The following is a 20,149-nucleotide window of genomic DNA, read 5'->3' as shown; positions in this document are numbered from 1 at the left end:
CTTCAGCCCTGCTGCTCGACGAGCGCGCGCGCGTCGGCGACGTGGCCGCGGTACGCCTCGAAGATGTGGCGCAGCGCGTCGTCGAACGTGAACTGCGGCGCCCAGCCGAGTTCCTGCATCGTGTTCTCGATCTTCGGCACGCGATTCTGCACATCTTGATAACCGTTGCCGTAGTACGCGCCCGACGTCGTCTCGACGAGCTTCACGCGCTTGGCCGAATCCGCGTACTCGGGGAATTCCGCCGCGAGCTCGAGCATCTTGTTCGCCAGTTCGCGCACCGAGAAGTTATTGTTCGGATTCCCGATGTTGTAGATCTTGCCCGTGGCGACGCCGTTCGGATTCTCGATGATCTTCATCAGCGCGCTGATGCCGTCGTCGACATACGTGAACGCGCGCTTCTGCGAGCCGCCGTCGACGAGGCTGATGTTCTCGCCGCGCACGATATGGCCGAGGAACTGCGTGACGACGCGCGAGCTGCCTTCCTTCGGCGTGTAGATCGAGTCGAGGCCCGGGCCGATCCAGTTGAACGGGCGGAACAGCGTGAAGTTCAGGCCTTCCATCCCGTAGCCCCAGATCACGCGGTCCATCAGCTGCTTCGAGCATGCGTAGATCCAGCGCGGCTTGTTGATCGGGCCGTAGGTGAGGGCGGACGCGTCCGGGTCGAACTGCTCGTCCGCGCACATGCCGTACACCTCGGAGGTCGACGGAAACACGAGGTGCTTGCCGTACTTCACGGCCGAACGCACGATCGGCAGGTTCGCCTCGAAGTCGAGCTCGAACACGCGCAGCGGCTGCTTCACGTAGGTGGCGGGCGTCGCGATCGCGACGAGCGGCAGGATCACGTCGCACTTCTTCACGTGATACTCGACCCACTCCTTGTTGATCGTGATGTCGCCTTCGAAGAAATGCATCCGCTCGTGCTTGACGAGATCGCCGAGCCGATCGGTCTGCATGTCCATGCCGAACACTTCCCAATCGGTGGTTTCAAGAATGCGCTTCGACAGGTGATGGCCGATGAAGCCGTTTACACCCAGGATCAGGACTTTTTTAGCTTTCATGAATGACGGGAAGAATGAGTGAACTGCGCGAATTCCGCCGGGGAAACCGCGGTCTCGCCGCCGTCGTGCTGCCGGCGCAGTTCGAGAATGGAGACAGCGCGGCTGTCGCCGCAAACGCCGAACAGCGCATTATCGCTTACGTGCAGGCCCGGCGGCAAATCGACGGCCGCGCGCGCGGCGGCCGAGCCGGGCGCCGAGCGCCGCGCGCGCGCGATCACGAAGCGCGCGCCGTCGAGATCGGTGAACGCGCCCGGATACGGCGGCGCGACCGCGCGGATCAGGTTGTACACGTTCGCGGCCGGCTGCGACCAATCGATGCGGCCGTCCTCGGGCTTGCGTCCGCCGTAGTAGCTGCCTTGCGACAGATCGTTCGGCAGGTGCGGCGCTTCGCCCGCGATCAGCGCGGGCAGCACGCGCCAGAGCGTCTGCTCGGCCGCGACCGTGACCTTGTCGAACACTTGCGCGGCGGTGTCGTCGGGCAGGATCGGCACGGCGGTCTGGCCGACGATCGCGCCCGCGTCGGGTTTCGCGGCCATCTCGTGCAGCGTCGCGCCGGTTTCGGTCTCGCCGTTGAGCACCGCCCAGTTCGTCGGCACGCGGCCGCGGTACTTCGGCAGCAGCGACCCGTGCATGTTGTACGCGCCGCGCGCGGCGAGCGCGAGCAGATCGACGGGCAGCATGTGCCGGTAATAGAACGAGAAGATGAACTCGGGCTTCGCGCTCGCAACCGCCGCGCGCACGTCGGCGCTCGTCGGATCGGCGGGCGTGATGCACGCGATGCCGTGCTCGGCCGCGACCGACGCGACGCTGCCGAACCAGATGTTCTCGGTCGGATTGTCTTCGTGCGTGACGACGAGCGCGACGTCGACGCCGCGCGCGAGCAGCACCTGCAGGCAGCGCACGCCGACGTTGTGATACGCGAAGACGACGGCGCGCGGTTTCATCGCGCGGCCTCGCGGCGCTCGGCGGCGAGCGTGACGCCGGGCTTGCCGTCGCGCGCCTCGAGCACGGTGTGGATCAGGTAGCGCGGCCGCGCGCGGACCTGCTGATAGATTCGTCCGATGTATTCGCCGAGCAGGCCGAGCGCGAAAATGATCACGCCGAGCAGGAAGAACGTAATCGCGAAGAGCGTGAACACGCCTTGCACTTCCGCGCCGACGATGAAGCGCCGCACGACGAGCAGCACGAAGAGCCCGGCCGAGCCGAGCGACAGGATCACGCCGATGAACGACAGCCATTGCAGCGGCACGACGGAGAAGCCCGTTACGAGATCGAAGTTCAGGCGGATGAGGCTGTACAGCGAGTATTTCGATTCGCCCGCGAAGCGCTCTTCATGCGCGACCTCGATCTCGGTCGGGTTCTGCGCGAACGTGTACGCGAGCGCGGGGATGAACGTGTTCACCTCGCCGCAGCGGTTGATCGTGTCGATGATGTGGCGGCCGTATGCGCGCAGCATGCAGCCCTGGTCGGTCATCTTGATGCGCGTGATGCGCTCGCGCAGCCGGTTCATCGCGGCCGACGCCTTGCGGCGGAACAGGCTGTCCTGGCGCTGCAGCCGGATCGAGCCGACGTAGTCGTAGCCCTCGCGCATCTTCGCGATCAGCTTGCCGATTTCCTCGGGCGGGTTCTGCAAGTCGGCGTCGAGCGTGATGACGATGTCGCCGCGCGACTGCTCGAAGCCGGCGAGGATCGCCATGTGCTGGCCGTAGTTGCCGTTCAGGAGCACGACGCGCGTCGTGTCCGGACGCACGCGGAACTGGTCGGCGAGGAGGGCAGCCGAGCGGTCGCGGCTGCCGTCGTTGACGAGGATCACTTCGTACGACGTGCCGAGCGCGTCGAGCGCCGGGTAGAGCCGCGCGAAGAGCGCAGCGAGCCCGGCTTCCTCGTTGTACACGGGGATGACGATCGAAACTTCAGGATTCGTCGCGCGTGTTTCAGGGTGACTCATGTCCGCTTATTTTCCGTATTGTTCGCAAATCTGGTTGACGGCGTCGACGACCCGTTGCACGTCCTCTGCGCTCATCTGCGTGAAGAGCGGCAGCGTGACGGTCGACGCGCCGAAGCGCTCCGCGTGGGGGAACATGCCCTCCGTAAAGCCGCGCGCGCGGTACAGCGTGAAAAGATGAATGGCCGGGTAGTGGACGCCCGAGCCGATGCCGCGCTGCTTCAACTGCTCCATGAACTCGCCGCGCGAGATCGACAGCTTCTCGAGCGGCAGCGTGATCTGGAACATGTGCCAGTTGCCGTTCTCGAAGTCCGCGACGGGCAGCCCGACGCCGAGCGCGAGCGCAGCGCCCCCCGCGAACGCGTCGAAGTAGCGGCGCGCGAGCGTGCGCCGCGTCGCGTTGAAGCGTTCGAGGTGCGCGAGCTGGCCCCAGCCGACGCGCGCGGCGACGTCGGTCAGATTGTACTTGCCGCCGAGCACGTCGCAGTCCATGCCGTCCAGGCCCGTGCGCGTGATCCCCTGCAGCCGGTACTTCTGCGCGAGCGTCGCCTCGGCTTCGTCGTTGAGCACGAGCGCGCCGCCTTCGATCGACGTGATGTTCTTGTTCGGATGGAAGCTGAACGACACGATGTCGCCGATCGCGCCGATGCGCTGGCCGCGCCAGGTCGAGCCGAGCGCCTGCGCGGCGTCCTCGATCACGCGCAGCGCGTGCGCGCGCGCGATCGCGTAGAGGCGGTCCATGTCGACGGGCAGGCCCGCGAGATACACCGGGATGATCGCCTTCGTGCGCGGCGTGATCGCCTTTTCGACGAGGTCGAGATCGAGGTTGCGCGTCGCGGGATCGATGTCGACGAACACGGGCGTCGCGCCCGTCTCGAGGATCACGTTGCTCGTCGCGACCCATGACGCGGGCGTCGTGATCACTTCGTCGCCGGGGCCTACGCCCGCGATCCGCAGGCCGATCTCGAGCGTCGCCGTGCCCGAGTTGAACACGCGCACCGGGCGCCCGCCGCAGAATTCGGACAGCGCGGCCTCGAAGCGCTGGCACTGCGGGCCGGTCGTGATCCAGCCGGAGCGCAGCACGTCGGAAACGCCCTGGATGGTTTCCTCGTCGATCTCGGGTTTGACGAACGGCAGGAAAGGAACGGAAGTCTGGCTCATGTAAGCTTCGCTCGTTGTCGTGTGAAAGGATTCGGGCGCCGCCCGACACGCGCATTTAACACCGGCTGGCGAAACGGGTGCGTCACTTTTTGTCGGTGCGCCCGATGTGCATCATGCGCATCGGCCGCGTGCGGGCGAGTCAGCTGCGCGCGAGCACGAACACGCCGATCAGGATGATGCCGATGCCCACGAGGCGCTGCACCGACAGCACCTCGCCGAACAGATACCACGCGGCGAACGCGTTGACGACGTAGCCGAGCGAGAGCATCGGATACGCGACCGACACGTCGACCCGCGACAGCCCGACGATCCACACCACCACGGAGAGCACGTAGCAGCCGAGGCCGCCGACGATCGGCAATTGGGTCGCGATCTTGAAGCCGATCGGCACAATGTTCGCACGGGTGAATTCGAAGTGTCCAACGGCGCGCACGCCGGCCTTCAGCAGCAGCTGCGCGCAGGCGTTCAGCATCACGCCCGTGACGATGCAAAAGAGGGAAACGGGATTCATCGATTCGCGTCCTCGAGATCAGGGTTGCGGCTTTTCGACGACGACGCGCCGGTTGTCGCGCGCGACGACGCGCATCGGCAGGCCCGCCTCCGACAGTTGCCTGTAGCGCTCGGGCGACATCAGCGCGAGCGCGTAGCGATCGGCGCGCCAACGCTGCTCCCATTCGGCGACGGTCGGCACCCACTTGTTCGGTTCGACCGAGATGCCGAACGCGAGCTCGTCCTTGCGCTCGACCATGATCGTCGTGTGGCCGACGTAGAACGGCAGCGTGTGGTCGAGCGCCTCGACCGAATAGAACGGCGTGTCGGGCGGCAGCTTCGCGAGCTCCGCGCGGATCGCGGGCGCGAGGAGCGCGCCCGAGCTGTAGCGGCCGAACGCGTCGTGGCCCGTGCCGCCGATCGTGCCGAGGAGCAGCCAGCCGGCGCCGAACGCGACGGCCGCCGCGGCGATGCCCGCACGGCTGCGGCGGTTCAGCCACACGGCGACGAGCGTGAGCGCGAACGCGACGCCGAGCGCCGCGTACACCCATTTCTGGAACTCGAGGTATTGCGCGTTCGGCGTGCGCGCGTCGCCGAGACGCGCGAGGAAGAGCGCGCCGAACGCGGCGGCGACGAGGAACACCAGATAGCCGAACAGATGGCGGCGGAACCGCTCGCCCGACACGAGCGGCAGATACGTGCCGATCATCAGCGCGAGCGCGGGCGCCACAGGCAGCACGTACGAGATCAGCTTCGAATGCGACGCGCTGAAGAACAGAAAGATGAACGCGCTCCAGACGCAGAGCACGAGCATCGGCGCGAAGCCGTTCGGCTGGCGCGGGATGCGCAGCGCGTGGCGCACGCTCTGCACGCTGACGGACAGCCACGGCAGGAAGCCGACGATGAGCACCGGCACGAAGTAGTAGAGCGGGCCGGGGCGGTTCTGCTCGGGCGTCAGGTAGCGGCGGAACTGCTGGACGATGAAGAAGAAGTTGAGGAATTCCGGGTTGCGCGACTGCACGAGCACGAACCACGGCGTCGCGACCGCGAAGAAGATGACGAGGCCGCTCACGATGTAGAGGCGCTTCCAGAGCGCCCAGTCGCGCGAGGCGAGCGTATAGAGGACGAGCGCGGCGCCCGGCAGGATCAGGCCGATCAAGCCCTTCGACAGCACGGCGAGCGCCATCGACGCCCAGCAGAGCCACATCCAGCCGCGCTCGGCGCGCTTGCCGATGCCGGGCCGCTGCGCGAGGAGGAGCGAGCACAGCGTGACCGTCATCCACAGCGACAGCCCCATGTCGAGCGCGTTGAAGTGGCCCATCAGGTTCCAGTACGGCGAGCTCGCGAGCACGAGCGCGGCGAACAAGCCCGCGCGCGGGTTGAACACGCGCGCGCCGGTGAAGCCGACGAAAAGCACGCCGGCGAAGCTCGCGAGCGCCGTGTAGAAGCGCGCCTGCCATTCGCCGACGCCGAACCACACGAACGTGAGCGCGTTGAGCCACGTTTGCAGCGGGGGCTTCTCGAAGTACTTGTAGCCGTTGTAGCGCGGCGTGATCCAGTCGCCCGTGGCGAACATCTCGCGGGCCATTTCCGCATAGCGGCCTTCGTCGCTCGGAATCAGATGGCGCAGGCCGAGCGGCGCGAACCAGATCACGGCGAGCGCCGCGACGAGAAGGAGGAGCGCGGCGCGGTTGAGCGTCATGGGCGCGGCGCGATTGAGCGGTAGCCTCGTCGGCATATCGTTCATGGTTTCGTATTGAGTGTGTAAGATTCGATCGGGCGGACTGCGGCTGAGCGTCCGCGGCGGGCGGGGCGCGGCGCGAAACCGGATGCAAGCGGGGGGCCAAGCGCCGCCGGAAGTTTTAGCGCGATGCGGCTTAACGCTCGCTTAACGTTCGATCAGCAGCGCCGCGGCAACCTTCCGGCCTTCGGCCATCAGGATGTTGTACGTGCGGCAGGCGGCCTGGAAATCCATCGTTTCGACCCCGATCCGCTGCGCGGTGAGCTGCGCGGTCAGGCGCGGGTGCGGGAAGCGCAGCTTCGCGCCGCTGCCGAAGATCACGACTTCGGGCTGCGGCTCGAGCAGCACCGCGAACAGCTCCGGCGTGAGCGCGTCGAACGACGCGACGGGCCATTCGATGACGGGCGCGCCCGGCAGCACGATCACGCTCGTTTCGTGGCGCTGCAGATTGATGTCGACGTAATCGGGGCCATAGCCGGTGACGGTGTTGAGCGCGTTGCTCGGGTCCTGGTGTAATTTCAAATCGGTCTTCCGCGGTGTCGAAAAGGGCCGGAACAAACGCTGCGCGGACGCTGCGATCCGGCCCCGAACGGGGCGGGCCGTCTGCCGCGATGCGCGCGGCCGCCGTGGCGGACGTTGTCGCGCGGGGGCCGCGGCCGGGTTGGTGCATTGCGAAAGTCGGCCAAAATCCGCTAAATTATAACTTTTTAGCCGCCGCCGGGCGGCGATTATGTCGCGCGCCGCCACAAGCCGCGCCCGGCAGCCGCATCAAGCCATTCCTAGACAGCGCGCTACCGGCCGCTCTCCAGTTTTGATCCCCGCCCCCCAGGCCCGCAGGCATTACCCAGGAACGTGTCCGCCGTGAAACCGATTCAAAAGTCGAACAAGCTGCTCAACGTCTGCTACGACATCCGCGGCCCCGTCCTCGAGCACGCGAAGCGCCTCGAGGACGAGGGGCATCGCATCATCAAGCTGAACATCGGCAATCTGGCCCCGTTCGGCTTCGACGCGCCGGACGAGATCATCCAGGACATGATCCGCAACCTGCCGACGTCGTCCGGCTATTCGGACTCGAAGGGCGTGTTCGCCGCGCGCAAGGCGGTCATGCACTACACGCAGCAAAAGGGCGTGAAGGGCGTCGGGCTCGACGACATCTACATCGGCAACGGCGCGTCCGAGCTGATCGTGATGGCGACGCAGGCGCTCCTGAACGACGGCGACGAGGTGCTGCTGCCCGCGCCCGATTATCCGCTGTGGACGGCCGCCGTGAGCTTGTCGGGCGGCACGCCCGTGCACTACGTCTGCGACGAGTCGAACCGCTGGATGCCCGATCCCGACGACATTCGCCGCAAGATCACGCCGAACACGAAGGCGCTCGTCGTGATCAACCCGAACAACCCGACGGGCGCGCTCTATTCGGACGAGTTGCTGCTCGAGCTGATCGCGATCGCGCGCGAGCACGGGCTCATCATCTTCGCCGACGAGGTCTACGACAAGATCGTCTACGACGGCAAGTCGCACACGGCGCTCGCGTCGCTCGCCGAGGACGTGATCACGGTCACGTTCAACAGCCTCTCGAAGAGCTACCGGTCGTGCGGCTATCGCGCGGGCTGGATGTCGGTCGCGGGCCTTACGGCCGAGAACCGCCGCCGCGCGAACGACTATCTCGAAGGGCTCGGCATCCTGTCGTCGATGCGCCTGTGCGCGAACGTGCCCGGCCAGTACGCGATCCAGACCGCGCTCGGCGGCTATCAGAGCATCAACGAGCTGATCGTGCCGAGCGGGCGCCTCTACAAGCAGCGCGAGCTCGCGTACGACATGCTGACGTCGATCCCGGGCGTGTCGTGCGTGAAGCCGGAGGCGGCGCTCTACATGTTTCCGCGCCTCGATCCGAAGCTCTATCCGATCGACAACGACCAGCAGTTCATCCTCGAGCTGCTGCTGAAGGAACGCGTGCTGCTCGTGCAGGGCACGGGCTTCAACTGGCCGACGCCGGATCACTTCCGCGTCGTGTTCCTGCCGAACATCGACGATCTGACCGATTCGATCGAGCGGATCGCGCGCTTCCTCGATGGTTATCGGAAGCGCCACTCGGTCTGACCGGGCGCTCTCCCCTTTTCACTCAATAGATCACACGCAGCATGGAACCGATCAAAGTAGGCCTGTTGGGCTTCGGCACGGTGGGCGGCGGCACCTTCAAGGTGCTGCGCCGCAACCAGGAGGAAATCAAGCGGCGCGCCGGGCGCGGCATCGAGATCGCGCGCGTCGCGGTGCGCAATCCCGCGAAGGCGCTCGCTGCGCTCGACGGCGACGCGAACGGCGTGTCGATCGGCGATGATTTCAACGCGGTCGTCGACGATCCGTCGATCGCGATCGTCGCCGAGATGATCGGCGGCACGGGCCTCGCGCGCGAGCTCGTGCTGCGCGCGATCGCGAACGGCAAGCACGTCGTGACGGCCAACAAGGCGCTTCTCGCGGTGCACGGCACCGAAATCTTCGAGGCCGCGCGCGAGAAGGGCGTGATGGTCGCGTTCGAGGCGGCCGTCGCGGGCGGCATCCCGATCATCAAGGCGCTGCGCGAGGGCCTGACCGCGAACCGCATCCAGTACATCGCCGGCATCATCAACGGCACGACGAACTACATCCTGTCGGAGATGCGCGACCGCGGCCTCGATTTCGCGACCGCGCTGAAGGCCGCGCAGGAGCTCGGCTACGCGGAGGCCGATCCGACCTTCGACATCGAAGGCGTCGACGCCGCGCACAAGGCGACGATCATGAGCGCGATCGCGTTCGGCGTGCCGGTGCAGTTCGACCGCGCGTACGTCGAAGGGATCAGCAAGCTCGCCGCGACCGATATCAAGTACGCCGAGGAGCTCGGCTACCGGATCAAGCTGCTCGGCATCACGCGCCGCACCGAGCGCGGCATCGAGCTGCGCGTGCACCCGACGCTGATTCCCGAGAAGCGCCTGCTCGCGAACGTCGAGGGCGCGATGAACGCGGTCGTCGTGCACGGCGACGCGGTCGGCACGACGCTCTACTACGGCAAGGGCGCGGGCGCGGAGCCGACGGCGTCGGCCGTCGTCGCCGATCTCGTCGACGTCACGCGCCTGCACACGGCCGACCCCGAGCATCGCGTGCCGCATCTCGCGTTCCAGCCGGACAGCCTGTCGAACACGCCGATTCTGCCGATCGAGGAAGTGACGAGCGGCTACTACCTGCGCCTGCGCGTCGCCGACCAGATGGGCGTGCTCGCGGACATCACGCGCATCCTCGCCGATTCGGGTATCTCGATCGATGCGCTCTTGCAGAAGGAGTCGGAGCAGGTCGACGACGCGAACGGCGAAACCGACATCATCCTGATCACGCACGAGACGATCGAGAAGAACGTCAACGCGGCGATCGCCCGCATCGAATCGCTCGCGACTGTCGTCTCGAAGGTGACGAAGCTGCGCATGGAAGCGCTCAACTGAGGACGACATGAATTACATCTCCACGCGCGGCGCCGGGATCGGCGAGCGCCACACGTTCTCCGACATCCTGCTCGGCGGCCTCGCGAAGGACGGCGGGCTCTATCTGCCGAGCGAATACCCGCGGGTGAGCGCGGACGAGCTCGCGCGCTGGCGCGCGCTGCCGTATGCGGATCTCGCGTTCGAGATCCTGTCGAAATTCTGCGACGACATCCCCGCCGACGATCTGCGCGCGCTCGCGCGCCGCACGTACACGGCCGACGTCTACCGCCACACGCGCCACGGCGAGAACGCAGCCGACATCACGCCGCTCACGACGCTCGGCACCGAGAACGGCGCGCCGCTCGCGCTGCTCGAGCTGTCGAACGGCCCGACGCTCGCGTTCAAGGACATGGCGATGCAGTTGCTCGGCAACCTGTTCGAGTACACGCTCGCCAGGCACGGCGAGACGCTCAATATCCTCGGCGCGACGTCGGGCGACACGGGCAGCGCGGCCGAATACGCGATGCGCGGCAAAGCGGGCGTGCGCGTGTTCATGCTGTCGCCGCACCGGAAGATGAGCGCGTTCCAGACCGCGCAGATGTACAGCCTGCAGGACCCGAACATCCTCAACCTCGCGGTGAAGGGCGTGTTCGACGACTGCCAGGACATCGTGAAGGCCGTGTCGAACGATCACGCGTTCAAGGCGCGGCACAAGATCGGCACGGTCAATTCGATCAACTGGGCGCGCGTCGTCGCGCAGGTCGTCTACTACTTCAAGGGCTACTTCGCGGCGACGAAGTCCAACGACGAGCGCGTGTCGTTCACGGTGCCGTCCGGCAACTTCGGCAACGTCTGCGCGGGCCATATCGCGCGGATGATGGGGCTGCCGATCGAGAAGCTCGTCGTCGCGACCAACGAGAACGACGTGCTCGACGAGTTCTTCCGCACCGGCGCGTACCGCGTGCGCAGCGCTCAGGACACGTATCACACGAGCAGCCCGAGCATGGACATCTCGAAGGCGTCGAACTTCGAGCGCTTCGTGTTCGACCTGCTCGGCCGCGATCCGGCGCGCGTCGTTCAGCTGTTTCGCGACGTCGAGCAAAAGGGCGGCTTCGATCTTGTCGCGAGCGGCGATTTCGCGCGCGTCGCGGAGTTCGGCTTCGTGTCGGGCCGCAGCACGCACGCGGACCGGATCGCGACGATCCGCGACGTGTTCGAGCGCTACGGCACGACGATCGACACGCACACGGCCGACGGCCTGAAGGTCGCGCGCGAGCACCTGCAGCCGGGCGTGCCGATGGTCGTGCTCGAGACCGCGCAGCCGATCAAGTTCGGCGAGACGATTCGCGAGGCGCTCGGGCAGGAGCCGTCGCGCCCGGCCGCGTTCGACGGGCTCGAGGCGCTGCCGCAGCGCTTCGAGGTCGTCGATGCGAACGCGCAGCAGGTGAAGGACTTCATCGCCGCGCACACGGGCGCGTGACGTTCGGGCAACGTTAGCGGTTGCGGGCACGGCGGCGCGCGGCTCGTGCGATGCCGGCGTCGCTCGCCGGGCGAGGTGCGGTGCCGCACGTCGGCCCGGCCGCGATGCCGCGATGCGGGCGGCGCGCGCGCGGCGAGCCGGATGCGCGTCGCAACGGTTGCGGGCGCGACTCCGTGACGCGCGACGCTGCGCTGCACGGCATTTGCCGGAAGCCGGTCGATCGGCATTGGGCGCATGCAGTCAAGACCGCGACACGCATTCGTCGGATCAACATTCGTCGGATCAATGTCGGATGACATTGCGTCGCGGCTTGGGCGACATGATCAGCCTGACCGAAACAGCCCGACCGGATTACCCCGGTCGGGCTGTTTCCTTTTCGGGCGCTCATCGCTGGCGCGCACCGCACGGCGTGCCGATTAGGCGGAGGGGCGATGGCGACGAGCGACGGACCTCGCCGTTCGCGCCGGCAAAATCGTACGGGCGATCGCACCGGCCATTGCACCGGCCATTGCCCGGTAATCGCGCGACAACCGGATCGCCGCGCTATCCACGCGCCCGCCGTTTCCGAAGATCTGGCCGGCGAGCCGCGCGCGATTCGCTGCGCGCGATCGAATCGCTGCGATCGCGCGCCCACATTCACGCGGAGGCGTCGCTACAATGTCGCCATCCGGTCAATATTTCAATCGACGATGTCCCAGCCCAACACCCAGACGCCGCGCGCGCCGATGCTGTCCACGGCCGACGCGCTCGCGACGCTTCTCGCGGCCGCGCGTCCGCTCGACGGAACCGAGACCGTCGCGACGCTCGATGCGCTCAACCGCGTGCTCGCGGCCGACGTCGTGTCGCCGCTCGACGTGCCGCCGATGAACACGAGCGCAATGGACGGCTACGCGGTGCGCATCGCCGATTTGACGCGCGGCGAGCGGCGGCTCGCCGTGTCGCAGCGCATCCCCGCGGGCCATCCGGCCGAGCCGCTCGCGCCGGGCACGGCGGCGCGCATTTTCACGGGCGCGTCCGTGCCGGCGGGCGCCGACGCGGTCGTGATGCAGGAGCAGACGGAGGCCGCGGGCGATCAGGTCGACATCCTGCACACGCCGACGGCGGGCGAATGGGTCACCGCGCGGGGCGCGGACATCCGCCGCGGCTCGGTGATCCTGCCCGCCGGCGCGCGGATGACGCCGCAGGCGATGGGGCTTGCCGCGTCGGTCGGTTGCGCGTCGCTCGCGGTCACGCGCCGCGTGAAGGTCGCGGTGTTCTTCACGGGCGACGAGCTGACGATGCCGGGCGAGCCGCTCAAGCCGGGCGCGATCTACAACTCGAACCGCTTCACGCTGCGCGGGCTCCTCGAGCGGCTCGGCTGCGACGTGACCGACTACGGCATCGTGCCGGACCGGCTCGACGCGACGCGCGCGGCGCTGCGCGAAGCGGCGCGCGGGCACGACGTGATCGTGACGAGCGGCGGCGTGTCCGTGGGCGACGAGGATCACGTGAAGCCCGCGGTCGAGGCGGAGGGGCGGCTCGCGCTGTGGCAGATCGCGATGAAGCCGGGCAAGCCGCTCGCGTTCGGCGCGATCCGGCGACATCGCGCCGGCGGCGGCGCGGCGGCGAGCGGCACGAACGACGCGAGCGACGCGAACGACGCGAACGACGCGAATGATGCGAACGACGCGAGCGGAGCAATCGATGCAAGCGGCGCGAGCGGCGACGAAGCGTATTTCATCGGCCTGCCTGGCAACCCGGTGTCGAGCTTCGTCACGTTCCTGCTGTTCGTGCGGCCGTTCCTGCTGCGCGTCGCGGGCGCGACGCAGGTCGCGCCGCGCGCGGTGTCGCTGCGCGCCGATTTCACGCAGAACAAGGCCGACCGCCGCAACGAATTCCTGCGCGCGCGCGTGAACGCGGCGGGCGGCCTCGACCTGTTCCCGAACCAGAGCTCGGCCGTGCTGACGTCGACGGTGTGGGGCGACGGCCTGATCGACAATCCGCCGAATCACGCGATCAGCGCGGGCGAGACGGTGCGTTTCATTCCTTTTTCCGAAATGCTCGGCTGAAGCCGGGCGGCGTAGTGACGATGAAGATCGAACTGAAATTTTTTGCGAGCGTGCGCGAAGCGCTCGGCGTTGCGAGCGAGACGGTGACGGTGCCTGACGGCGTCGCGACGGTGGGCGACGTGCGCGCCTGGCTACGCACGCGCGGCGGCGCATGGGCGCAGACGCTCGCCGAGGGCCGCGCGCTGCGCATGGCGTGCAACCACACGATGACGGATGCCGGCACGCGGATCACCGACGGCTGTGAGGTCGCGTTCTTTCCGCCCGTCACGGGCGGCTGAGGAGGCGGCGATGGCGACGGTACGGGTGCAGACGGACGACTTCGACGTCAGCGCGGAAATCGCGGCGCTGCGCGCGCGCAATCCGAAGGTGGGCGCGGTCGCGTGCTTCGTCGGCACGGTGCGCGACCTGAACGACGGCGATCCGGTCGACACGCTCGAGCTCGAGCACTATCCGGGGATGACCGAGAAGGCGCTCGCGGCGATCGCCGACGACGCGATCGCGCGCTGGCCCGGCATCGACGTCGCGATCGTCCACCGGGTCGGCAGGCTTCAACCGCTCGATCAGATCGTGTTCGTCGCGACCGCCTGTGCGCATCGCGGCGACGCGTTCCAGTCGTGCGAGTTCGTGATGGACTACCTGAAGACGCAGGCGCCGTTCTGGAAGAAGGAGACGACGCCCGCGGGCGAGCGCTGGGTCGATGCGCGCAGCGTCGACGATGCGGCGCTCGCGCGCTGGGGCGTCGAATCGGGGAACGCGAAGCGGTCGACGTAGGCGCGGCGTCGTCGGGAGCGACTTCGGCGGCAGCCGCACGCGATGTCGGGCGCGGCGATCCGGAGCGCGCGTTTTCCAGCGCCCGGTTCGGGGCGGCTCGGCGAACGAGAATGGTCGATCGCCAATTTTCATCGGCGAGATGCCGTACGTCACGGGCGTTTAAAACAGATTATTCGCGATTGCGTCGATTTCGATATCCAAACGTCCGCACTCGACGAATTTTCACGGTTGTTGTTCGGCGTGCCGCGCGGCGCTTTCAGGCGCGGCCGGGGCCGTGCTGCCGGCACGCGCTCACGCGTCGTCGCGCGTCGTTCGGCCGATGATCTTCGCCGGAAACGGCTCGCCGCGCGGCCGCTGCGCATGCGCGTCGTCGTTGCCCGGCCGCTTCGGCGCGATCAGGTCGAGAATCGCCTGCTGCTCGGCAGGAATCCGGTAATCCCAGCCGAAGCGGCTCAATTGCAGGCTCTGCGCGATCCGCAGCGCGGGCTCCATGAAGCGCACGGCCGCGGCGGGCTCGTAGCGCGCCTCGACGGTCTTCAGGAAAAGCGCGAGCCAGCGGCTGAAATGAGCGGGTTCGAGGCCGTCGAGCGGCTGGTGCGCGGCTTGCACGTTGCCGCGGTAGCTTTTCGTTCCGATCACGAGGCTCGACCAGAATTCGCCCATTTTCGGCAGGTGCTCGTCCCAGCGGCCGGCGAGCCTGCTCTCGAACACGGGGCCGAGGAGCGCGTCGTCGCGCACGCGCTCGTAGAACGCGTCGACGAGCGCGCGGATGTTTTCCGGGGTCGGTTCGGCGTCGCGAACGGGCGTCGCGGCGGCGGGCGAGGCGGTGGAAGCTTGGGTCATCAAAAAAAGGGCCGGGCAATACGGCAGCACGCGGGTGCGATTTTGTCGCACAATAATAAACGGCCACCCTCTCAATAAAAGTGCTGACGGAACGCATCTTATGACGCGGCCGTCTGATCGGCAATGGCAGACGCGCGATGCCTGCGCGAGCGCCGGTCGCACTGACACAACATCCATTTCGTAATGAGACTAACCGATTACACCGACTACTCTTTGCGCGTCATGTTGTTCCTCGCAGTCCGAGGCGAGGGCTTGTCGACGATCCAAGAGATCTCGGATGCCTACGGCATCTCCAAGAACCATTTGATGAAAGTGGTGCAGCAGCTCGGCGAGCTCGGTTGGATCGAAACGGTACGCGGCCGCAACGGCGGCTTGCGCTTGAACGCCCAGTCCGCCGCGCTCACGGTCGGCGAGGTCGTGCGCAAGACCGAAAACGATTTCGCGCTCGTCGGCTGCTTCGCGGACGAGTCCGAATCGCACCGCAGCTGCGTGATCCAGTCGGCGTGCCGACTGAAGGGCGTGTTCGTGGCCGCCCGCGACGCATTCTTCGCGGAGCTCGACAAGCACACGATCGGCGAGCTGTCGCAGCCGGCGTCGCAGCTCGCGATGCTGCTCGGCCTGACGCCGGTGCGGATCGTGCCCGCGGCCGAGGCTCGCGCGAGCGCGACCGCCGTCGGCTGACGGCGCCCCCGCACGACGCCCCCTGCGGGGGCGCTTTCCCGACGCTTCTTTCGCGTGCGCGGCTGCTCCATTCGCCGCGCCCGTCCTCCAGTGCCGCCACGCGCATGCGTGACGCGAGCCTTTGCTGTGCCTCAATGAAAAGCCGGCTTGAAAGGCGGATAACCATCCTCATCTGGTTGCCATTCGCATATTGGAGGTCTCATTCATGAGAATCGACAAGCTCACCACCAAATTCCAAGAGGCGCTCGCGGACGCGCAAAGTCTTGCCGCCGGGCGTGACAACCAATACATCGAACCCGTTCACGTGCTCGCCGCGCTGATCGCGCAGCAGGACGGCTCCGCACGCTCGCTGCTGTCGCGCGCGGGCGTGCACATCCAGGCGCTGCAAGGCGCGCTCAGCGAAGCGATCTCGCGCCTGCCGCAAGTGACGGGCACGGGCGGCGACATCCAGGTCGGGCGCGAGCTCGCGGGCCTGTTGAACCAGGCGGACAAGGAAGCGCAGAAGCTCAACGACACGTTCATCGCGAGCGAGATGTTCCTGCTCGCCGTCGCCGACGACAAGGGCGACGCGGGCCGTCTCGCTCGCCAGCATGGGCTCACGCGCCGCGCGCTCGAATCCGCGATCGCCGGGGTGCGCGGCGGCTCGCAAGTGCACAGCGCGGACGCGGAAAGCCAGCGCGAGGCGCTGAAGAAATACACGGTCGACCTGACCGAGCGCGCGCGTTCGGGCAAGCTCGATCCCGTGATCGGCCGCGACGACGAGATTCGCCGCTCGATCCAGATCCTGCAGCGCCGCACGAAGAACAACCCGGTGCTGATCGGCGAGCCGGGCGTCGGCAAGACCGCGATCGTCGAGGGGCTCGCGCAGCGCATCGTCAACGGCGAGGTGCCCGAGACGCTGAAGAACAAGCGCGTGCTGTCGCTCGACATGGCGGCGCTGCTCGCCGGCGCGAAGTACCGCGGCGAGTTCGAGGAGCGCCTGAAGGCCGTGCTCAACGACATCGCGAAGGACGAGGGCCGCACGATCGTGTTCATCGACGAGATCCACACGATGGTCGGCGCGGGCAAGGCCGAAGGCGCGATGGACGCGGGCAACATGCTGAAGCCGGCGCTGTCGCGCGGCGAGCTGCACTGCATCGGCGCGACGACGCTCGACGAATATCGCAAGTACATCGAGAAGGACGCCGCGCTCGAGCGCCGCTTCCAGAAGGTGCTCGTCGACGAGCCGAGCGTCGAGGCGACGATCGCGATCCTGCGCGGCCTGCAGGAGAAGTACGAGCTGCACCACGGCGTCGAGATCACCGATCCTGCGATCGTCGCGGCGGCGGAGCTGTCGCATCGCTACATCACCGACCGCTTCTTGCCCGACAAGGCGATCGACCTGATCGACGAGGCCGCGTCGAAGATCAAGATGGAAATCGATTCGAAGCCCGAAGAAATGGACAAGCTCGACCGTCGTCTGATCCAGCTGAAGATCGAGCGCGAAGCGGTGAAGAAGGAGCAGGACGAAGCGTCGCAGAAGCGTTTGCAGCTGATCGAAGAGGAGATCGAGCGGCTCGGGCGCGAGTACGCGGATCTCGAGGAGATCTGGACGGCCGAGAAAGCGGCCGTGCAGGGCAGCGCGCAGTTGAAGGAAGAGATCGACAAGGTGCGCGCCGACATCACTCGGCTGCAGCGCGATGGCAAGCTCGAGAAGGTCGCCGAGCTCCAGTACGGCAAGCTGCCGCAGCTCGAGGCGCGCCTCAAGCAGGTCACGCAGGCGGAGGAAACCGAGCAGCACAATCCGACACGCCCGCGCCTGTTGCGCACGCAGGTCGGCGCGGAGGAAATCGCCGAAGTCGTGTCGCGCGCGACGGGCATTCCCGTGTCGCGGATGATGCAGGGCGAGCGCGAGAAGCTCTTGCACATCGAGGAGAAGCTGCACGAGCGCGTGGTCGGCCAGAACGAGGCGATCGACGCGGTTGCCGACGCGATCCGGCGCTCGCGCGCGGGCCTCGCCGATCCGAACCGTCCGTACGGCTCGTTCCTGTTCCTCGGCCCGACGGGCGTCGGCAAGACCGAGCTGTGCAAGGCGCTCGCCGGCTTCCTGTTCGATACCGAGGAGCATCTGATCCGCATCGACATGAGCGAGTTCATGGAGAAGCACAGCGTCGCTCGGCTGATCGGCGCGCCGCCCGGCTACGTCGGTTACGAGGAAGGCGGCTATCTGACCGAGGCGGTGCGCCGCAAGCCGTACAGCGTGATCCTGCTCGACGAGATCGAGAAGGCGCATCCGGACGTGTTCAACGTGCTGCTGCAGGTGCTCGACGACGGCCGGATGACGGACGGGCAGGGGCGCACCGTCGACTTCAAGAACACGGTGATCGTGATGACGTCGAACCTCGGCTCGCAGCTGATCCAGTCGATGTCGGGCTCGTCGCAGGAAGAGATCAAGGACGCGGTGTGGAGCGAGGTCAAGCAGCATTTCCGCCCCGAGTTCCTGAACCGGATCGACGACGTCGTCGTGTTCCATGCGCTCGACCGCAGCAATATCCAGTCGATCGCGAAGATCCAGCTCGCGCGGCTGCACGACCGGCTCGCGAAGCTCGACATGGCGCTCGACGTGTCGGATGCGGCGCTCGAGCAGATCGGCAAGGTCGGCTACGATCCGCTGTTCGGCGCGCGGCCGCTCAAGCGCGCGATCCAGCAGGAGATCGAGAACCCGGTCGCGAAGCTCATCCTCGCGGGCCGTTTCGGTCCGAAGGACGTGATTCCGGTCGACGTGCACGACGGCAAGTTCGTGTTCGAGCGCGTCGTGCATTGATCGCCGCGTCTTGGCCCGGCGGCCCGGCGTGCCGGCGCTTGGATCGGCTCGCCGCTGTTCGGCTCGCCCAAAAAAACACCCCGCGCAAGCGGGGTGTTTTTTTATCGGCGGCGCGTTCGTGCCGGTTTCCGGCGGCCGCCTCGGCCGAATGCATCGCGCGGGCGGTCCGCCGCGCGCGCGATGCGGTGCGTCGGCGCTTACGCCTGCTTGTTGCCGAACAGGCCCGCGAGCTGCGACAGCGTGCCGAGCACGTTCGACGTGTCGAGCTGGCCGTTCGCCGGCACTTCGCCGTTCGGCGTCGCGCCGTTGACGACGTGCGGCAGCACCTGCGCGAGGATGCCGGACGCTTGCTGCGGATCGATGCCGACCTTCTGCGCGATCGCGCCGACCGCATCCGAGCCGAGCACGTTCTGCAGCGTCTCGGGCGAGATCGGCTGGTTTTCGCCGTTGCCGATCCACGAGCCGATGATGTTGCCCGCGCCGCCCGCGTTGAACTTTTCGATGAGGCCGTTCAGGCCGCCCGGCTGGTTGTTGATGAACTCCAGCGCGGCGCTGACGAGTGCGTTCTGATTGCCGCCTTGGCCGCCGATCAGACCGCCAACGATGTCGAGTAGACCCATGATTCACCTGCTAGGTTGAGGCGGCGCCGCGAACGGCGCCGGTGGAGCGAAGACGCCGCGCGACGCGCGGCGCCGACTTATGCGCCCGATGCCGCGGACGCCGGCGTCGCCGCCTTGTTCTTCTTGCTCTTCTTCGAGCCCTTCGCCTTCGTCGACGACGCGGCGGCCGGCGCGCTCGCGCCCGCCGTCGCATCGCTCGCCGCGGCAGCGGCCTTGTCCTTCTTCTTCGACGCGCGCGTCTTCTTCGCGGCCGGCGCGCTCGCCGCCGTCGACGGCGTGGTCGCGGCGGGGGTGGGCGTCGTCGCGGCCGGCGCGGGCGCGGCGCTCGTCGTCGTGGACGGAGCCGGCGCGGCGCTCGTCGCGGCTGCGGCCGGCTTCGTCGTGCTCGTCTTCGCCTTCGCGCCCGTCGGTGGCGTCGACGAGCCGCCGATCGTCAGGCCCGCCGCCTCGAGGTTGGCGACCGACTTCGCGCCGAGGCCCTTCACGCGGTTCGCGAGATCGTCGGCGCTCTTGAACGGGCCGTTCTTCGCGCGCTCGTCGATGATCGCCTTCGACTTCACCGGGCCGAGGCCCTTCACCGATTCGAGCGCCGCCTGATCGGCGGTGTTGACTTCGACCGCGGCGGCGAACGCGGCGGTCAGCGAAAGCGACAGTGCGACGACCAGCATCAGCAGCTTCTTCAGCATGACGGGGGCTCCCTTTTGATGGAACGGATGAATGGCTGTCGGAACGAACGTCGGCGTGCGGCACGGACCGGGCGTCGCGTTCAAGCATAGGACAAATGCGTGCCCTTTTTAAGACAGCGGCGCAATGTTGCGCATCGCCGGCGACACTGTAAAGGCTGCGGCCGCGCATGCGGGCGGGTTTTGACCATCTTTGACGGAAATCGGGGCGCAAGGCGAGGGGCGGGACGAAGGGGCGATGAGTGACCACGTTTTCGAGCTGCCGAACCGCCGAGCTGCCGAACCGCCGAACCGCCGAACCGCCGAACCGCCGAACCGCCGAACCGCCGAACCGCCGAACCGCCGAACCGCCGAACCGCCGAACCGCCGAACCGCCG

At 67.4% G+C, this 20,149-nt stretch carries 18 protein-coding genes; 8 read left to right on the top strand and 10 right to left on the bottom strand.

Going from position 1 to position 20,149, the window contains the following annotated elements; translation table 11 throughout:
- Nucleotides 1-2: 2 nt before the first annotated feature.
- The 7 genes from X946_RS04710 to X946_RS04680 all read right to left on the bottom strand — a co-directional run bounded on the left by X946_RS04710 (nt 3) and on the right by X946_RS04680 (nt 6,916).
- Nucleotides 3-1,058: a bifunctional UDP-4-keto-pentose/UDP-xylose synthase gene (locus X946_RS04710; RefSeq protein WP_052145008.1), complete on the bottom strand. Its 1,056-nt coding sequence runs from the start codon at nt 1,056-1,058 to the stop codon at nt 3-5.
- Nucleotides 1,055-2,002, bottom strand: coding sequence for a formyltransferase (locus tag X946_RS04705; protein WP_038744554.1), 948 nt, complete (start codon nt 2,000-2,002; stop codon nt 1,055-1,057). The genes X946_RS04710 and X946_RS04705 overlap by 4 nt, the downstream gene beginning before the upstream one ends.
- Nucleotides 1,999-3,006 carry a glycosyltransferase gene (locus tag X946_RS04700; protein ID WP_038744553.1) on the bottom strand — a complete coding sequence of 336 codons (1,008 nt, stop codon included), beginning with the start codon at nt 3,004-3,006 and terminating at the stop codon, nt 1,999-2,001. The genes X946_RS04705 and X946_RS04700 overlap by 4 nt, the downstream gene beginning before the upstream one ends.
- A 6-nt stretch (nt 3,007-3,012) precedes the next feature.
- Entirely contained in the window at nt 3,013-4,164 is a 1,152-nt protein-coding gene (locus tag X946_RS04695; RefSeq protein ID WP_038744552.1) for a DegT/DnrJ/EryC1/StrS family aminotransferase, read from the bottom strand.
- A gap of 139 nt (nt 4,165-4,303) precedes the next feature.
- Nucleotides 4,304-4,675, bottom strand: a complete 372-nt coding sequence (locus X946_RS04690; RefSeq protein WP_038744551.1) for an SMR family transporter — start codon at nt 4,673-4,675, stop codon at nt 4,304-4,306.
- A gap of 18 nt (nt 4,676-4,693) precedes the next feature.
- On the bottom strand, nt 4,694-6,400 hold the full coding sequence (locus tag X946_RS04685) for a glycosyltransferase family 39 protein (RefSeq protein ID WP_038744549.1): 1,707 nt from the start codon (nt 6,398-6,400) through the stop codon (nt 4,694-4,696).
- A gap of 141 nt (nt 6,401-6,541) precedes the next feature.
- Nucleotides 6,542-6,916, bottom strand: coding sequence for an Mth938-like domain-containing protein (locus tag X946_RS04680; protein ID WP_038744548.1), 375 nt, complete (start codon nt 6,914-6,916; stop codon nt 6,542-6,544).
- Nucleotides 6,917-7,255: 339 nt separating this feature from the next.
- Between X946_RS04680 and X946_RS04675 the strand changes: the two genes are divergently transcribed.
- The 6 genes from X946_RS04675 (at nt 7,256) to moaE (ending at nt 14,142) form a co-directional block, all read left to right on the top strand.
- Entirely contained in the window at nt 7,256-8,494 is a 1,239-nt protein-coding gene (locus tag X946_RS04675) for a pyridoxal phosphate-dependent aminotransferase (RefSeq protein ID WP_038744687.1), read from the top strand.
- Nucleotides 8,495-8,535: 41 nt separating this feature from the next.
- Nucleotides 8,536-9,864 (top strand): homoserine dehydrogenase, encoded by a 1,329-nt coding sequence (locus X946_RS04670; RefSeq protein ID WP_038744547.1) that lies wholly within the window; start codon nt 8,536-8,538, stop codon nt 9,862-9,864.
- Nucleotides 9,865-9,871: 7 nt separating this feature from the next.
- Nucleotides 9,872-11,323: a threonine synthase gene (gene thrC / locus X946_RS04665; protein WP_038744545.1), complete on the top strand. Its 1,452-nt coding sequence runs from the start codon at nt 9,872-9,874 to the stop codon at nt 11,321-11,323.
- 725 nt (nt 11,324-12,048) lie between these two features.
- Nucleotides 12,049-13,371: a molybdopterin molybdotransferase MoeA gene (locus X946_RS04655; protein ID WP_038744686.1), complete on the top strand. Its 1,323-nt coding sequence runs from the start codon at nt 12,049-12,051 to the stop codon at nt 13,369-13,371.
- A 20-nt stretch (nt 13,372-13,391) separates the two neighbouring features.
- Nucleotides 13,392-13,649, top strand: a complete 258-nt coding sequence (gene moaD, locus X946_RS04650) for a molybdopterin converting factor subunit 1 (protein WP_038744685.1) — start codon at nt 13,392-13,394, stop codon at nt 13,647-13,649.
- Between the two features lie 10 nt (nt 13,650-13,659).
- A complete protein-coding gene (moaE, locus tag X946_RS04645; protein WP_038744542.1) occupies nt 13,660-14,142 on the top strand; it encodes a molybdopterin synthase catalytic subunit MoaE in 483 nt (160 codons plus the stop codon).
- A gap of 291 nt (nt 14,143-14,433) precedes the next feature.
- Here moaE and X946_RS04640 read toward each other — a convergent pair whose 3' ends face one another.
- Complete coding sequence (locus X946_RS04640) at nt 14,434-14,985, bottom strand: group III truncated hemoglobin (protein WP_038744683.1); 552 nt, start codon at nt 14,983-14,985, stop codon at nt 14,434-14,436.
- 183 nt (nt 14,986-15,168) lie between these two features.
- On the opposite strand from X946_RS04640, the gene X946_RS04635 reads away from it, so the two are divergent.
- Both X946_RS04635 and clpB read left to right on the top strand, forming a co-directional pair.
- Nucleotides 15,169-15,666, top strand: a complete 498-nt coding sequence (locus X946_RS04635) for an Rrf2 family transcriptional regulator (protein WP_038744541.1) — start codon at nt 15,169-15,171, stop codon at nt 15,664-15,666.
- 205 nt (nt 15,667-15,871) lie between these two features.
- Entirely contained in the window at nt 15,872-18,469 is a 2,598-nt protein-coding gene (clpB, locus tag X946_RS04630; RefSeq protein ID WP_038744539.1) for an ATP-dependent chaperone ClpB, read from the top strand.
- Between the two features lie 197 nt (nt 18,470-18,666).
- Here clpB and X946_RS04625 read toward each other — a convergent pair whose 3' ends face one another.
- On the bottom strand, nt 18,667-19,089 hold the full coding sequence (locus X946_RS04625; RefSeq protein ID WP_038744537.1) for a YidB family protein: 423 nt from the start codon (nt 19,087-19,089) through the stop codon (nt 18,667-18,669).
- Nucleotides 19,090-19,166: 77 nt separating this feature from the next.
- Complete coding sequence (locus X946_RS04620) at nt 19,167-19,775, bottom strand: ComEA family DNA-binding protein (protein WP_038744536.1); 609 nt, start codon at nt 19,773-19,775, stop codon at nt 19,167-19,169.
- Nucleotides 19,776-20,149 lie beyond the last annotated feature (374 nt).

Origin of the sequence: Burkholderia sp. ABCPW 111, assembly GCF_000773065.1 — a bacterium.
Classification (GTDB): Bacteria; Pseudomonadota; Gammaproteobacteria; order Burkholderiales; family Burkholderiaceae; genus Burkholderia; species Burkholderia savannae.
Note: the sequence above shows the minus strand (reverse complement) of the source record. Positions and strands in the feature narration are given on the sequence as shown.